The following is a 16,034-nucleotide window of genomic DNA, read 5'->3' as shown; positions in this document are numbered from 1 at the left end:
TAAACTATAAAACGCCCGATGAAGTACATCGAGCGTTTTATGCCTGAAAAGTTGTCAACCTATATCAGGACTAGTCATGTTAATTAGTCACCAAAATTACAGTGCTGCTATATTACAGTGCTACTATATTACAGCGCTACGGATCTTTTTTGACTTACATTCATTCCTTGGATCATACAAAACCAAGCGAGACCGCAAATTACCATTAAAATCGCAAATAAAGAAACAGGAGGGAATGAAGTCAGAATAAAACCACTGGCTAATGGGTTAAGTGCAGCACCTAACCAACCTAATGACTGAGCCGAAAAATAACTTGCTTTCATTCCTAACGGTGCAATGTTATCAATCATCATATACTCACCAGGTGCATAAATTAATTCACCCAAGGTAAATATAGCGATAGCTAATGCCCAAAAGATTAAATTGTTACCTGCAAACATAAAACCAAGTAAGCCCATCATAAAAAATAGCGTACCAAGCGTCATTAATTTACGTAGTCTTTCAGCTGTAACATGCTTACCAACAATATATTGTAGAGAGACGACAATGGCGGCATTTACAGGTAATACAACTGCAATAACCGACTCTGCTAATTTTGCATCGTAAACCACTAAAATATATTGCGAAATACATGACGCAAAAGAGCCAAATGTTAATGTACCGAAAAAAGTCGAGAGCACAAACCAACTTAATGCTCTGTCTTTTAGCATTATTTTCGGATCCCATTTCACACTATTTTCTTCACCGACATTTATTGCTTTAGAACGCTGAACAAATAACTGGATCATAAAAAGTGGAATACTGGCAGAAATAGCAGCAAGCCAGAAGGGTAATTGAGTTCCGTACATTAATAATAAGGTGCCAATAGGCGGACCAACCGTCCACCCCATATTAATAAAGGTATAGTTTAGAGAGAATATTTTAGGTTTCGCTGAAACCGATAAAGTTTCAGAAAAATAGGCCTTTAACACAGTTGAAAATACTAAATAAGAGCAGTTAATCACCGAGAAAAAGATAACCACTAAAACAGTGCTATGAACCATTGGTATTGCGGCAAAACCAAAGATAAACGTTATAATAGATAGTAGCATATAACGTTTTTTCTCAAATTTATCAGCAAGCATCCCAAAGCCCAGGCTGAAAAAAATACCCGTTGTTAATGCAATAGACATAGCAATGCCAATATCATCAACCGGTAATTGATACTCCCGCGATAAATAGATCGCCATAAACGGTAATGTTGCACCTCTTCCTATCGTAAGAAGAAGTGATGAAAATAGCAGTGCAGTTGTTGATCGTGTTTTTTTTGAGAACATATTATTTTTTTCTAATTATTTGTATTTTATGGAGTGTTTTATTATTCGCGCGATTTTTACGGGTGAAAAAAGAACAAATTCGCACTGTATATTAATACATGACTTAGTAATTTCTGTATAGCTTAAAGTCAGAGAAAAAGCTCTTTTTGATCTTGTATTTTTTCTTACTGATCTCGTTGTAATGTTTAATTATCCCATTTTTGATAATAGTGTTTATCAAATTTATCTCTATCACCACCTTCTTATTTTTTCTAGACTGAATCAATAACTGTTTTATTTACTGCACTAAATCTGAGGTCGTTATGTCTTTTATTCATCTTGAATTTGAAAAACCTATTGTTGAATTAGACGAAAAAATAGATGCATTGCTTACCTTTAAGCAATCTCAAGATGAACCAACAGGTATTAATTTAGATGAAGAGATTGCACGTTTAAGGCAGAAAAGCCTTTCGCTGACAAAATCTATTTTTACTGATTTAGGTGCTTGGGAAATTGTGCAACTCGCTCGTCATCCTATGCGCCCATATACCCTTGACTATCTTAAAGCGATTTTTACTGATTTTCAGGAATTAGCGGGGGATAGAGCTTATGCCGATGATAAAGCGATTGTTGCAGGTTTAGCGCGTTTAGACAAAATGCCAGTCATGGTGATCGGGCAACAAAAAGGCCGTGATACAAAAGAGAAAATTCTTCGCAATTTTGGTATGCCATCACCAGAAGGTTACAGAAAAGCATTACGTTTAATGAAAATGGCAGAGCGCTTTCATCTACCTGTCATTATTTTTATTGATTCTGCGGGCGCTTATCCTGGTGTCGGCGCTGAAGAGCGCGGACAAGCAGAAGCTATTGCTCGTAACATTCTTGAAATGTCACGATTAAAAACACCGATTATTTGCACTATTACGGGTGAAGGATTCTCTGGCGGTGCGTTAGCAATTGGTGTTGGTGATAAAGTTAATATGTTGCAATACAGTACTTATGCGGCAATTTCACCAGAAGGGTGTGCTTCTATTTTATGGAAAAGTTCTGATAAAGCGCCAATTGCGGCAGAGACTATGGGAATGACTGCACCTAAATTACAAGCATTAGGTATTATCGACGCCATTATTCCCGAACCATTAGGTGGAGCCCATCGTGATCACCAACAAGCTGCAGAATTTCTTAAGCAACAGTTATTAACTGATTTAGCATTATTAAAAAGCTACTCAACCGAAGAACTTTTAGATAAACGTTATCAAAAACTCATGTCTCATGGTTACTGTTAATTATTAACGAGAGAAAAGTGAATGAATGATACACTGCCTATCTTGAATAATAGAAATACAGTAGGCAGTGAATTATTTATGCAAATTGATCTTAATTTATTACGTATTTTTTCTGCCGTAGCAGAGCAAGGGCAATTTGCAGCCGCGGCTCGGCTATTATCTATGCCTACCTCAAATATCAGTCGAGCAATTAAACAGCTTGAACAGCAGCTCAACTGTAAACTTATTGACAGAACAACTCGAAAAATGCGCCTTACTGAACAAGGCAAAACACTCTATCAGCAAGGAAATAAAACCTTAACCGAGTTGGATAATGTTGTAAGCAATATCACCAGTGATGGGCCATTAACGGGCACTTTTCGTTTAACTATTCCGAGTGAATACGGTAGTGAGCTACTTGGTGATATTTTGGCTGATTTTGCTGTACTTCATCCTAATTTACTTATTCAATGTGATACCCAATTAATGCCAAGAAATATCATCGATGATGATATTGATTTGCTATTAACTTTTCATCGTGGAAATTTAGCGGATAGTAGTTATCACTCTCGCTTAATTAAATCATGGCGCAGTATTGTCGTGGCATCTAATGAATTATTAGAAAAAACAGGAATACCCACACATATTGAACAATTAAGTAAATTGCCTTGTATTTCTAGTTTAAGCGCACTAGAAGGGCAACCTTGGATATTTATGGATGAAGATAAAAAACCAATCAGAATAACCATTAATAGCAATTACCGAGTAAACAGCGCCATATTGGCAAAATCTGCGGTATTAAAAGGATTGGGATTTGCTATTTTAGCTGAACATTGCTGTCTTAATATGATTAAAGAGGGAAAATTACGGGCTATTGAATTTCCTCAACAACCCGCAACAATTAATTTAGTGGCAATATATGCAACTCGTAGCTCACTTTCACGTAATATTGAATCTTTTCTTGAGTTTCTAGCTCAGCGTTTATAAATATTAATCTGTGATCTGTTGAGTAAGTGCATTATGTTTTTCTTTAACAGGAAAGAGCACAATAAATAGTGTCACAAAACATGAGATCCCCGCGGTTGCAATCGCGTAAGCAAATCCCGAATTAAATGCCTCAGGTAACAAAGTGACAAATCCTTTGTCCAAATTATTTGTCGTATTTTCAGTCACTAAACTGACAATATCGATATAGTTTACAGATATTCCCAATACCTGACTTTGAATAACCATATAATGGATTGCTTGTTGCACCATCAATGTACCTAATAAAGCAATTCCCATTGTCATACCAGTTTGTCTTAATGCATTCATCGTGGCTGACGCCATACCAGAGCGAGATGATGATACACTTTTCATCACTAAAGCCCCTATTGCTGGCGTTGATAACCCCATTCCGGCACCTAATACAAAGAGGTAGCTTCCTGTTATTCCATAGTGGCTATTGGTTGCTAATGTCGCTAATAAACAAGAAGAAATGGCGATAAATAAGAAACCACAGATCATCAATTTTCTAACTGAGAAATAAGAAGAGAGTCGCCCAAAAGACATGGAAAATAGTGCCATTGCAATAAATTCCGGTGCCATTCTCCAACCTGTTTCTAATGCACTCCAGCCTTGTGCTTTTTGCAGAAAGAAAGCGATAAAAAAGACATTACTATATGTGGCAAAACCCAAGGTAAAAGAAGAAAGATTATATTGAAAGAACGTGCGATCTTTAAATAAAGCCAGTGGTAATAATGGACGTTCAACACGTTTTTCTATCATTAAGAAAAGGGGAAGAAATATAACACCCGCAATCAGTGTTGATACCGTTCTATAATGTGTCCAACCCACAGAGCCAGCTTCAATTAAGCCATAAGTCAGCAATCCTAATCCCAACATACTGGTTAATTGACCGAAGGGATCTAAAGCAACATTTTCAGGATCGGCACTTTCACTTAATCCATACCAACCTAATAAAACAGTAATAATCCCAATAGGAATATTAATAAGAAATATACTCGCCCAACCACTCGCATGAACTAAAACCCCGCCTAAAATAGGACCAATGATGAGTGATAATGCACTAACGGAAGACCAAATTCCGATGATACGAACTCGTTCAATATCAATAGGAAAAGCATGAGTAATTAAAGACAATGCACCCGGAATAAGTGCAGCCGCGGCAATACCTTGAATAATACGTCCAAGAATTAATATTTCATGTTGCTGTGCAATCGCACAAATTACTGAACCTAACGTGAAAATAATCACGCCCCATAGCCACACTTTTTTTCGTCCAAAGCGATCACTTAAAGGACCAGATGACAAAATACAGGCTGATAGACAAAGAGCATAAGCATCAACAATCCACTGCAATGTTGCCATATCAGCATGAATATCATTTTGAATGGTTGGTAGAGCCACATTGACGATACTGATATCAAGAGTTGCCATAAAAGTGCCTAAACAAATGGCACAGATAAGTGACAGTCGTTTTAAATAAGTCATAAGCTTTATTGCCTTAATGATGAATAATACTGGCATAATAATACTCGACTGACCGTCGGTCAATGGTTATTGATAATGAGTTTCATTTATCATCATTGTGAGTCGCTTTAATATAGAGTACTCTTTACACGCGACTTTGAGGGAGATAAGCAATGTCATTAGAAGAACAAACAACAGATAAACCGAGAACAAAACCCGCAGAGGTTCGTTTAGAAGAGTTAATGAATGCCGCAGAAACGTTATTTCTTGATAAGGGTTTTGATGCCACAACCGTTAGCGATATTGTAAAAAAAGCAGGGGTAGCGAAAGGGACGTATTATCACTATTTTTCTGCCAAAACAGATGTTCTTGATGCACTTAGAACACGTTATATGGATTGGTATTTAAATAAAATAGATAACGCAATGAATGCCTGCTCACAACAAGATCATCGTGAAAAATTAAAACAATGGTGTGAAATCAGCGTTATTGCTTATGTTGAAAAACAAGAATTACACGATATGCTTTTTCATCAAGTTTTTCATCAAAGCAGTAATATTCATGAAAATAGAGCATTACAGCAAATTCAATCACTGTTAATTTCAGGTACAGAAAATAAAACCTGGCACGTTACGCAACCAGAATTAACCAGTACATTGATTTATCATGGTATGCATGCCGCTGTTGATAATTTAGGTCATAGCGATGAATATACTGCAAAAACATTAGGTAATATGCTATATCAGCAATTTACACAGTTACTAAAATAGACTAAAGCTTATTGTGACAGTGTCACATTATTGTGTATCTAAAAGAGAAAAGGGTAATAATTATTACCCTTTTATTTATGGCAAACTTGAGTTTGTTATTTAGCTGAACACTTCGCATATCTTGATGAAAAAACACACAACAAAGCGGATGCAATAAACAATACAGCAATAAGTAATACTGAGTTTAATCCATAATTATCAACGCTTAAGCCACCTAAATAAGCACCTAACGCAATGGCTAAATTAAAAATTGCAATATAAGCAGAACTTCCTAGTTCAATTCCTTTAGGAGCTGCTGTCATGATCCATGTCATTAGTGCGACTGAAACGCCGCCATACATTAATCCCCAAATTAACATAACCGCAATCGCCATTATTGGAGATGATACCCAAAATAAAAAACCTAAAAAGACGCTTAATATGCCAATGATAATAACTGAAACTGCAATGTTGAGTCTTTTTGCTGATTGAATACCAAAGATAAAATTACCGATGATCCCGCTAATACCATATGCAAATAAAAGTAATGCCAATGTGTTGTTTGACAGCGTAGTTGTGGTTTGGAGTAATGGGCGGACATAAGTAAACACCATAAAATGAGCACACACGAGAAAGAGTGTGACTAATAATCCTAAAACAAGCTGTGTATTTTTAAACTGAGCAAAGAAAGCTTTAGAGAGAGAAGATGTTGAGCCGGGTAATGAAGGTAAACAAATAAACATTAATACTAATACTGTGAATGAAAATAGCCCCATAACAATAAAAGCACCACGCCAACCTAGATATTCACCAATAAAAACGCCCATAGGAATACCTAATACCGATGCCGCAGCTACACCACCGAAAATAAGTGAAGTTGCCAAAGCAACGGATTTTTCTGGTACTAATCTTAATGCTAAACCACCGGCAAAAGCCCAAATTCCCCCAATACAAAAACCAACAATAGCTCTGGCAATTAATAACTGAACGATGGTCGTTGAATAAGCTGAAATAATATTGGCGATAACTAAAAGCAGAGCCAAAAATAAAAGTATCTTTTTACGATCTCGTTTACCGGCACCAATAACAACAATGGGTGAAAAAAAGGCGGCAATAATGGCAGGAATAACAATCATAAAACCAGATATTCCCGTAGATATACCAAAACTATCCCTAATGGGATTTAATAAACCCACTGGCAACATTTCTGTGGTAACCACAGAGAAAGTGGCAAGACTTAATGCAATAACAGCCCACCAATGACGATGACTGCTATTTGTTTTCTGTGATACTGACGCGATATTATCCATTGAGGCTCCATTTACTCACTTTTTATTTATCGCGTTTTAGTCTATCTGTCGCTATATTGGAGATAAACACCGTTAAAGTCACAACATTGGGGAATAAAAGTGGCAAATAATAAACTCACAATGCCTTTTGATAATATTTCTGATCTTACTATTTTTATTCGAGTGGCAGATTTATTGAGTTTTACCCTTGCAGCAGAAAATTTAGAGATGTCTCGCTCAGCGGTAGGAAAATGCATTGCGCGTTTAGAAGAGCGACTCAGTTTGCGTTTGTTCCATCGAACTACACGCAGTATTAGTCTAACGGCTGAAGGTGAATTATTTTATCAACATGCACAACTTATCTTAAATGAAATTGAAGAAGCGAGCGCAGCTCTTGATAAACTTAATGAAAATCCGAGAGGGCGTTTACGTATTGATTTACCCATCGCCTTTGGGCGGCGCTATATTTTACCGTTATTACAAACTTATTTAACGCAATGGCGAGAGTTAGACGCTGAAATTACTTTTTCAGATGAATACACTGATTTAATTAAAAACGGCGTTGATTTAGCTATTCGTATTGGTGGCAATGATGACAGTCGATTAATGCGTAAAGTATTAGCACCTCATCGTTTAATAACCTGCGCATCTCCTGATTATTTTGAACGAAATGATACGCCTCAATCGCCTAATGCATTATCACAACATCAATTAATTACTTTTTCCCACCAAGGAACAACAGTGCCTTGGAAATATCAAACTCATCAAAAAGAATTTGCACTTCCCGTTAAAGGAAAATTACGTTTAGATAATACAGAAGCTATTTTAGATATGGCATTATCAGGTTATGGAATATGCCAACTAGGTGAGTTCTTAGTGGGCGAGTCTATTAAATCCGGCAAATTAGTGCCTATTTTATTAGAGCATACGATTGATCTTGCACCGATTTGTGCCATTTATCCGTCTAAACGTCATTTATCCCCTAAAGTACGCTATTTTCTTGATTTTATTGAAAAGCAATGGCAAGGAAAAGCGATATGGCAAATAACATAATCTCTGATTTGAATAAAAATTAATAAGTAAAAAATGAAATAGATACAAGCGAGGACTATTTTAATGATCCTCGCTATATTTTATTTATTTTGCCGAAATACGTAGGCTATTTAATAAAGTATCTAATGTTGATTTAGCTTGTTCTAGTTGAGCCTTACCATCAAGACTATTTGCTATCCATAAAGCAGTGGCTTCTAAACTGCCATAAATAAATAGGGCCAACATTTTTGAATCAGTCTTTACAAGTATTTTATTTTCGATAAGTTTATCAATCATATTACTCATAGATATTACACAATGAGTAGGTAATTCAGTCAGCTTATCACTTAATACAGCGCGTGAATCTCGCATAATAATACGTTGGATCTCAGGCTCTAAAGCCATTTCTAAATAGGTATGACAACGCATTGAGAATGCCAACCAAGGATCATTAATCGTATCGGAAATAGCTTGCAAACGCGCATCCATCTCTGCATCTATTTGTGCAACAACAGCCGATAATAACCCTTTTTTATCACCAAAATGGTGATATAACGCACCTCGAGTTAATCCCGCTTGCGCAGTTAAATCATCCATCGATGCTTCTGCATAACCTTGTTCACAAAAGACTTTTCTTGCCGTTTCTAGCAATAGAAGCCGTGTTTCTTCCATTTCAGCACGAGTACGTCTAGCCATTTCATCTCCTTTTTCAAAATATACATACGTATTGTTTGTATATTTACATTCAGTTCGTATGTATATATGATTTATACATACGAGATGTATGTATTATCTTTAACCCTCGCTAAAATGGCAAGGGTAAACATAAGGAAAACTATGATAAGCACTTATCGAACCCTATTTAGCTATAAAGGCACGCTATCTTTTACCTTAGCGGGAATGGTTGCACGATTACCACTACCGATGATGGGTATTGGTATCATCATGATGATTTCACAACTTACAGGCAGCTATGCATTAGCGGGAACAATTTCTGCTAGTTTTGTATTTACCTACGCGGTGTTATCACCTCAAATATCACGCCTAGTTGATACTTATGGGCAATATCGAGTTTTACCTTTATTCACATTAATTAGTGTTATTGGAATAGGGGGAATGCTATTAGCAACATGGTTACAATGGCATATTAGTTTATTATTTATTTTTGCAATATTAACTGGCTTTATGCCATGTATTTCAGCGATGATCAGAGCGAGATGGACCGCAATTTACAAAGAAGATAGTCGCTTACAAACAGCTTATTCATTAGAAAGTGTATTTGATGAAGTCACATTTATTCTTGGTCCACCCATTTCTGTCACATTAAGTGTCGCTTTTTTCCCACAAGCAGGGTTATTAATGTCTGCTGTTTTTCTTATTATTGGTGTTTTCTTACTTGTTTTACAACGCAATACAGAGCCTGCAATAACACTGATATCATCAGAATTAACACCTTATAAAACACAATCTGTGCTCCGTTTTTCTCTCGTAAAAATCTTAACTGTTATTATGATTTTTATGGGCGTCATTGTAGGCACCATTGATATTTTTAGCGTGGCTTTTGCCAATGCCCAAAAAATACCCGCAGGTGCAAGCCTTGTATTATCAGCCTATGCGATTGGCTCTTGTTTTGCCGGTTTATTCTTTGGCACGTTAAAATTAGCCACACCGTTACACCGTTTATTATACCTAGGTGGCATCGCAACATTCCTCACTATTTTACCTCTTGTTTTTGTAGGCTCTATTTATAGCTTAAGTTTAGTCGTATTAATTTCAGGGATCTTCTTTGCGCCTATGATAATCGTGACAATGTCACTTATTGAAAAGAGTGTACCCGAAAATCAGCTTACAGAGGGAATGACATGGTTACTTGCAGGATTAAATGTAGGTACAGCAATTGGTGCAACATTAACAGGACAACTTGTTGATTATTCTGGTGTTCAATCTGGCGTATGGATTGCGATTGGAGCGAGTGCTTTAGTGATGTTAATTGCATTTTTAGGTTTTCAACGTATTAATCATAAAAGCAATAAAAACAGCAAAAACTATGCGTAATTAATAACGATCAAAGCCTAAGAATATCAGCAAAAATTAGTGCCGATATCTTAGGCTTTTCAAATCAGCGACTGCGATTTAACAGCATTAAGCAAAGGAAATAGCTACCGCCTAAAATCGCCACTAAAGTTCCTGCCGCAATTTGTGCAGGATAAATAAATATTTGTCCAAGCCAATCAGCCCAAACCATTAAGGTTCCACCAATTAACCCCGAAACAATTAATTGCGATTTGATTTTTTGAGCGCCAAGTAATACCGCCATATGAGGCGCGACTAAGCCAATAAAGGCAATAGGGCCGACGGTTGAAGTTACTAAGGCACATAACAACGATACAATGATTAATAAAATAATACTGGCACGCTCTGTATGTAATCCACGAGCTGAAGCAAAATCCCGACCAATTGATATTAAAGCAAGCCAGCGCGTTAATAAAAAAACACTTCCCACAATCAATGTGACCGCGAATGCAAAATAGAGAGCCTGTTCACTGTTAACCCGATAAGTCGAACCAGATAACCACAACAGTATTTTATAGCTACTTAAAGAGCCTTTAGCTAAGAAAAATTGAATAAAGGCTTCTAAACTCGCGGTTAATGCAATACCCGTTAATATTAAGCTAGCGGGTGCATATTGGTGCTTTCGACCTAAGATTAATAAAGTAATCATAACAACACAGCTGCCTAATAGAGCAACTCCCCACTGTGATGTTTGTAATACACTCCCTAAAATTAAGCTTGAAAAAACCAATGCGAAAGTAGCACCTGATGAAACACCTAAAATATCTGGGCTAGCTAATGGGTTATAAATTAAACGTTGTAAAATAACACCTGCAATAGCTAGCGCAATACCTGCAAATAATGCAGCCAATAAACGTGGCGATCGTAATGCCCATTGATAAACAGAAGGCATTTCCCAGAACCATTGTTGTTCATTAATATGAATGAACAGAGTAAGGGCTAATCCGAGTATTAATAATACAAATATTCCTATCACGGTATATTTTGATACTGTTTTAGCCTGAGAATTAATTGAAATCGAAAGTTGATCTTGAGCTCGCATTTTCTTGCGACTAAACCAAATTAATGCAGGTGCGCCAATTGCAGCCGCAGTAACACCACTTGGAATAACGGTATTAAGCCACTGACCAATCCACATCGCCAAGCTATCCGTAAGAAGCAATAAACATATTCCCATTAGGCCACTTGCAATAAGCTCTTGGCGAGCAGTTCTTGCGCCTAAGGTTCTAACAATATTAGGTGCAAGCAATCCGATAAAACTAATAACCCCAACAACGGTAATAGAGACAGAAACTAACCAAGTACTTAATATGATAAAAAAGGCAAATGCAGGTAAAACAGACAGCCCTCGAGCCGTTGCGCCTTCATGACCTAAACGTAATAGTGTGAGAATACGAGGTGCAAAAATAAAAATGAGTAAAATAGGTGCAATTCGAGGTAATAACCAAAAAAAAGTATCCCAACCATCTTGAGCTAAATCTCCGGCTCCCCACATAAATATGTTTTGAGCGAATTGAGAATTTAACGTCACTAATGCGGTTGCAATAGCACCTAATAATATATTCACCACCATACCGGAAACAACAAGAGGTAATCCGGTCATATTACGAATACCAGCAATAATAATCACAAGACCAAACGCAAATAAAGCGCCCATTGTCGCAGCTAATGCACTGTGATCCGCAACCCAATCGGTGAACCAGATATTAACAATAACTAAAGCTAACCAAGCGCCTGATGAAGTTCCTAATGTTAAGGGCGATGTTAGGTTATTTTGCGTTAATTGCTGCATTAAACTACCAACAACCCCGAAGATCCCCCCAATAAGCAGAGTCATTGCTAAACGTGGTAATTGTGCATGAATAAAAAAAACATCAGCAAATGGAGCGTGTATTTCTGAATTTCCCAATAAATACCATTGGCGAGATAATGAAAGAGAATTATCAATTTGTAAGCAGATAATGCTTAATAAGATGATCGCCAAAAAATAGAAAGTATATTGCTTAATTTTCATTATTAGGTGCCATATCTAATAAGCTTTCGGTAATTGCTTTTGCCATTAACGTTAACGATGTTACTCCTCCATAATTCCATACAGGTTTCACTGAATGAAAATGCCCATTCTGAACAAACGGCATTGCTTGCCATAACACAGATTTTTGCAGTTTACTTTCATCGGGGAATGGCAACATATAAAGAACATAGCCTTGTTTAATTTGCTGTAATACATTCATTCTTCGCTGATCAATTCCCCAAGGTTGAGGAGGTAATGATATTGTCGATTTCAATCCCAGTTTATTAACGACATATTCGGTTGTTGAGTTTTCTGTGTATAAAAAGACGGACGTTAATGTAGAAAAACGGATCACTTCTACTTCTGGCAACGTAATAAATGCCTGTTGTAGTTTTTCTTTTAATTGTGTAAAAGTACTTTCCATCTCAGCTAATTTTTGTTGGGCAAGCGTTTCTTTTCCCAAAAGAGCGGCGAGGGTATTAAAATGCGCTAAAGCAACCGGAGCAGCATTATCTTGGCGAGAAAAATTAGGTAAATATACAACAGGAGCAATGGTTTTTAATACAGGCAATAAATCTTGTTGTGAGCTAGATGCTAAAATAAGATCTGGCTTTAATGATGCCATTTTTTCTAAATTAGGCTCTGCCCGCATACCCACTTCCTCAATAGAATTTGGGGCTATAGGGTGAGCTACCCATTGGTTATATCCCGCAATTTCAGTCGCACCTACGGGAATAACATCCAGCGTTAATATTTGTTCCAATAGATCCCAATCTAAAACAATAATCCGTTGCGGTATTTTGTTGTTATTTGGCGCAGCATTAACAATGGGAGTAATAAATAAAATAGTCAGACCAAAAAATAGTGATTTAACTACTTTTTGTAATATTACACGCATACCACCGCCACCTTATGTTGTTGTGAACCTTGATTATCAGGGTGCTCAATCAGCTTTATTGGTGTTTCATAAAGTGCAGAAAGTCGCTCATCATCAAAAAGTAATGATGCTTCACCTTCAAACGCAATCTCACCTTTTTTAAGCGCGATAATATGAGTGGCATAACGCAAGGCGAGGTTAAGATCATGCAAAATAACGATAATACCAACATGCTGAGTTTGGTTTAACTCACTCAACAATTCCATTAGTTGATATTGATGATGTATATCTAGTGCTGATGTTGGTTCATCTAAAATTAAAATAGGTGATTGCTGAGCGAGTAACATTGCAACCCAAGCTCGTTGGCGTTCGCCACCCGATAAATCATCAGCAAGTGTGTCTGCAAAGGGCAAAACTCCTGCTTTTTCCATCGCTATGGTGATAATTTCGTCATCTTTTTTATTCCAACGGCCTAATGTTCCACGCCAAGGAAAGCGTCCTAAACGCACTAATTCTCTGACAGTTAATCCCGCAGAAGCAGGCAGTTTTTGGGGGAGAAAGGCTATCTGTTTAGCCAAATCACGGGGCTTATAATGTGAGATATTGCTGTTATTTAGTGTAATAGATCCACTATCTGGCGCTTGCTGACCTGATAACAAACTGACTAAAGTCGATTTACCTGAGCCATTATGACCAAGCACAATGGTTAATCCTAGATCTGAAATACGCAGTGAGGGAATTGATAGAATAGTACGTCCACCGCGATCCATTTGAATATTTGAGAGTTCAAACATGGTCACTCATTTATAAAATGATATTCCGCCTTTTATTGTATGGTTAACAACAAAAGGCGGAATAATAAAGAAAATTACCAGCGATATTTAGCATTCAATAAAACAGAGCGAGATTGCCCGTAATAACAGTAATAATCACAACCAGAGAGATACTCTTTATCAAGAATATTGTTGATATTTAACTGTAATTGCCACTGTTTATTGAAGTTATAGATTGCAGCCATATCCCATAATGTTGCACTAGGTACGGTTAAATCACTGCTCTTAGGATTATCTTTAGATTTACCTAAATAACGCACACCTGTTCCTAACGTTAAATCTTGGGTTCCCGTAATTGGAATAGTGTAACTACCCCAAGCTGATGCAGTATGTTTAGGAATTAAACCCGCTTGTTGTTTACCTTTATTACCCGTGTCATCGGTTTGCATATCGGTATAGGTGTAATTGGCTTTTAACGCTAAACGTTCCGTTAATTGCATTTCACTTGTTACTTCAACACCCTTTGATGTCACTTTACCGGTTTGTGTTGAAACAAAAGTCGTTGGATTTGCAACAAGCGCATTCTTCTGTGTGATATCAAACCAAGCAATATTAAAGTAACCATCCATAAAATCAGGCGTATATTTTATTCCTGCTTCAATTTGGTCACCTTTTAATGGTTTATATAGATCTTTAGTTGCAGGATCGATAGTACTCATCACCTCAAAGGACTCGGAATAACTCACATAAGGAGATAGGCCGTTATCTGCTAGGTACATTAATCCTGCATTAAGGCTAAATTCACTATCAGTGCGTGATTTATCCTCATTTTTTACTTGTGCCTTATTTTCTGTTTTCACCCAATCTTGGCGTACACCCGCCATTGCAACCCAGCGGCTATCAAATTTAGTTTGATACTGTGAGTAAAGGCTATATTGAGTTTTATCAATGGTACGATTGATGTTATCAGCAGGATTAAGCGGGGTATACTTGCCATAAACAGGGTTCCACGGATTAATCGTACCAAAGCTGTAATTATCTTGCTCATCACCTTTGGTTTGGTGATATTGCAATTCAGCACCCGCTAATAAGGTATGTTCGAAATTATCCGTATCCCATTCACCGACAACATTATTATCAAAAGAGATACTTTGGTTTTTACCATCACGGAAAACAATACCACGGCTAATTTCTGTTGCCGTAATATCTGAATTAGGGAATGCATAGACACTGCGCAATAACAGATCGTTATAGCCATAGTTTAAACGTTGAGAAAAACGCCAAACATCGTTGATGTTACTTTCTAATAAATAACCCGCTGAAATTTGAGTACGTTTATATTTATCGTATCCTGGTTCACCTAAGTTAGTTGACGGTTTAATTTTACCAAAAGGAGATGAAATTAACGTACCGGCAGCAGGGAAGAAAGGATTAGTCGGTGTACCGTCATCATGCAAGTAGGTCGCCATAAAGGTCAGTGATGTATCGTCAGTTAGATTAATCGCTACACTTGGTGCAAGATAAATCCGCTCACTATCCGTGTGAGATAATTCCCCATCTGATTTTTTCATTAAGCCAACAAGACGATAACGCACTCGTTTATCATCAGTTGTACTTGAAACATCAAAGCCTAATCCACGCTGATCATTATTTCCTACCTCAAGAAATACTTCATTTTGAGGTTTAAAGCTGGGTTTCTTTTGTACGACGTTAACCGCACCACCGGGTGTAGATTCACCAAATAATACAGCTGATGCACCTTTTACCACTTCAATCTGTTCAAAACCATAAGGCTCAAGTAGCCATGTGTAATAACCATCACGAAAAAGGCGACTGTTATCTAAATAAGTTGCCGCTTCAAAACCTCGCACACGAAGCCAATCAGTATCGTTATCGGCACCAAAGGGCTGAGAAACAACACCAGAGGTATAACGTAAGGCTTCATCAAGTTTTTGAGGAGCATGTGTTTCGAGATCTTTTTGGGAAATGACAGAAACGGATTTAGGCGTTTCTTGCAAACTGGTATTTACTTTTAGCGCTTGAGCACTAACGACAAGCTTCTCGACTTGTTCCGTTTTTGCTTTTTCTTCTGCAAAAGCCTGTGTAGTCAAAATAAAAGGAAGGGTGGCAGAACAGAGTAATGCCACCGGTTTCAATTTAAATGCATAAAAATTAATCACAATGAGTCACCGAAT

General features: G+C 37.2%; 13 protein-coding genes. 5 read left to right on the top strand and 8 right to left on the bottom strand.

The features are described from left to right. Positions 1-128: 128 nt before the first annotated feature. Positions 129-1,316: an efflux MFS transporter YdeE gene (gene ydeE / locus ABN236_RS17975; RefSeq protein ID WP_349474585.1), complete on the bottom strand. Its 1,188-nt coding sequence runs from the start codon at positions 1,314-1,316 to the stop codon at positions 129-131. 302 nt (positions 1,317-1,618) lie between these two features. On the opposite strand from ydeE, the gene accA reads away from it, so the two are divergent. Together accA and ABN236_RS17965 are read left to right on the top strand one after the other, a co-directional pair. Beyond that, the gene (gene accA, locus ABN236_RS17970) at positions 1,619-2,581 is read left to right on the top strand and encodes an acetyl-CoA carboxylase carboxyl transferase subunit alpha (protein WP_088495584.1); all 963 of its coding nucleotides are present in this window, start codon (positions 1,619-1,621) and stop codon (positions 2,579-2,581) included. Between the two features lie 78 nt (positions 2,582-2,659). Continuing rightward, the gene (locus ABN236_RS17965; RefSeq protein WP_349474588.1) at positions 2,660-3,547 is read left to right on the top strand and encodes a LysR family transcriptional regulator; all 888 of its coding nucleotides are present in this window, start codon (positions 2,660-2,662) and stop codon (positions 3,545-3,547) included. Positions 3,548-3,550: 3 nt separating this feature from the next. Here ABN236_RS17965 and ABN236_RS17960 read toward each other — a convergent pair whose 3' ends face one another. After that, a complete protein-coding gene (locus ABN236_RS17960) occupies positions 3,551-5,053 on the bottom strand; it encodes an MFS transporter (protein WP_349474584.1) in 1,503 nt (500 codons plus the stop codon). A gap of 152 nt (positions 5,054-5,205) precedes the next feature. On the opposite strand from ABN236_RS17960, the gene ABN236_RS17955 reads away from it, so the two are divergent. Continuing rightward, positions 5,206-5,802 carry a TetR/AcrR family transcriptional regulator gene (locus tag ABN236_RS17955; protein ID WP_102949508.1) on the top strand — a complete coding sequence of 199 codons (597 nt, stop codon included), beginning with the start codon at positions 5,206-5,208 and terminating at the stop codon, positions 5,800-5,802. A 95-nt stretch (positions 5,803-5,897) separates the two neighbouring features. On the opposite strand, the gene ABN236_RS17950 is transcribed toward ABN236_RS17955, so the two are convergent. Then, complete coding sequence (locus ABN236_RS17950; RefSeq protein ID WP_349474582.1) at positions 5,898-7,091, bottom strand: MFS transporter; 1,194 nt, start codon at positions 7,089-7,091, stop codon at positions 5,898-5,900. Between the two features lie 99 nt (positions 7,092-7,190). Between ABN236_RS17950 and ABN236_RS17945 the strand changes: the two genes are divergently transcribed. Next, positions 7,191-8,123, top strand: a complete 933-nt coding sequence (locus ABN236_RS17945) for a LysR family transcriptional regulator (RefSeq protein ID WP_349474581.1) — start codon at positions 7,191-7,193, stop codon at positions 8,121-8,123. Between the two features lie 84 nt (positions 8,124-8,207). Here ABN236_RS17945 and ABN236_RS17940 read toward each other — a convergent pair whose 3' ends face one another. Then, positions 8,208-8,798, bottom strand: coding sequence for a TetR/AcrR family transcriptional regulator (locus ABN236_RS17940; protein WP_349474580.1), 591 nt, complete (start codon positions 8,796-8,798; stop codon positions 8,208-8,210). A 141-nt stretch (positions 8,799-8,939) separates the two neighbouring features. Here ABN236_RS17940 and ABN236_RS17935 point away from each other — a divergent pair, with 141 nt between their 5' ends. After that, positions 8,940-10,157, top strand: coding sequence for an MFS transporter (locus ABN236_RS17935; protein ID WP_349474579.1), 1,218 nt, complete (start codon positions 8,940-8,942; stop codon positions 10,155-10,157). 64 nt (positions 10,158-10,221) lie between these two features. Here the strand turns inward: ABN236_RS17935 and fhuB are convergent, their stop codons facing one another. From fhuB to ABN236_RS17915, 4 genes are all read right to left on the bottom strand, one after another. Continuing rightward, complete coding sequence (gene fhuB, locus ABN236_RS17930) at positions 10,222-12,189, bottom strand: Fe(3+)-hydroxamate ABC transporter permease FhuB (protein ID WP_349474578.1); 1,968 nt, start codon at positions 12,187-12,189, stop codon at positions 10,222-10,224. Then, a complete protein-coding gene (locus ABN236_RS17925) occupies positions 12,179-13,087 on the bottom strand; it encodes an iron-siderophore ABC transporter substrate-binding protein (RefSeq protein WP_349474576.1) in 909 nt (302 codons plus the stop codon). The genes fhuB and ABN236_RS17925 overlap by 11 nt, the downstream gene beginning before the upstream one ends. Beyond that, positions 13,078-13,860 (bottom strand): ABC transporter ATP-binding protein, encoded by a 783-nt coding sequence (locus ABN236_RS17920; RefSeq protein WP_098942867.1) that lies wholly within the window; start codon positions 13,858-13,860, stop codon positions 13,078-13,080. Before ABN236_RS17920 ends, ABN236_RS17925 begins: the two co-directional genes overlap by 10 nt. Before the next feature lie 74 nt (positions 13,861-13,934). Further along, positions 13,935-16,019 (bottom strand): TonB-dependent siderophore receptor, encoded by a 2,085-nt coding sequence (locus ABN236_RS17915; protein WP_349474574.1) that lies wholly within the window; start codon positions 16,017-16,019, stop codon positions 13,935-13,937. Between the last annotated feature and the right edge of the window lie 15 nt (positions 16,020-16,034).

This window comes from Proteus sp. fly-1013 (genome assembly GCF_040140245.1).
GTDB lineage: Bacteria > Pseudomonadota > Gammaproteobacteria > Enterobacterales > Enterobacteriaceae > Proteus > Proteus mirabilis_B.
Note: the sequence above shows the minus strand (reverse complement) of the source record. Positions and strands in the feature narration are given on the sequence as shown.

Bases quoted from the DNA above. Each gene is read 5' to 3' on its own strand.
- ydeE (WP_349474585.1), bottom strand. From the start codon at position 1,316: ATGTTCTCAAAAAAAACACGATCAACAACTGCACTGCTATTTTCATCA.
- accA (WP_088495584.1), top strand. From the start codon at position 1,619: ATGTCTTTTATTCATCTTGAATTTGAAAAACCTATTGTTGAATTAGAC.
- ABN236_RS17965 (WP_349474588.1), top strand. From the start codon at position 2,660: ATGCAAATTGATCTTAATTTATTACGTATTTTTTCTGCCGTAGCAGAG.
- ABN236_RS17960 (WP_349474584.1), bottom strand. From the start codon at position 5,053: ATGACTTATTTAAAACGACTGTCACTTATCTGTGCCATTTGTTTAGGC.
- ABN236_RS17955 (WP_102949508.1), top strand. From the start codon at position 5,206: ATGTCATTAGAAGAACAAACAACAGATAAACCGAGAACAAAACCCGCA.
- ABN236_RS17950 (WP_349474582.1), bottom strand. From the start codon at position 7,091: ATGGATAATATCGCGTCAGTATCACAGAAAACAAATAGCAGTCATCGT.
- ABN236_RS17940 (WP_349474580.1), bottom strand. From the start codon at position 8,798: ATGGCTAGACGTACTCGTGCTGAAATGGAAGAAACACGGCTTCTATTG.
- ABN236_RS17935 (WP_349474579.1), top strand. From the start codon at position 8,940: ATGATAAGCACTTATCGAACCCTATTTAGCTATAAAGGCACGCTATCT.
- fhuB (WP_349474578.1), bottom strand. From the start codon at position 12,189: ATGAAAATTAAGCAATATACTTTCTATTTTTTGGCGATCATCTTATTA.
- ABN236_RS17925 (WP_349474576.1), bottom strand. From the start codon at position 13,087: ATGCGTGTAATATTACAAAAAGTAGTTAAATCACTATTTTTTGGTCTG.
- ABN236_RS17920 (WP_098942867.1), bottom strand. From the start codon at position 13,860: ATGTTTGAACTCTCAAATATTCAAATGGATCGCGGTGGACGTACTATT.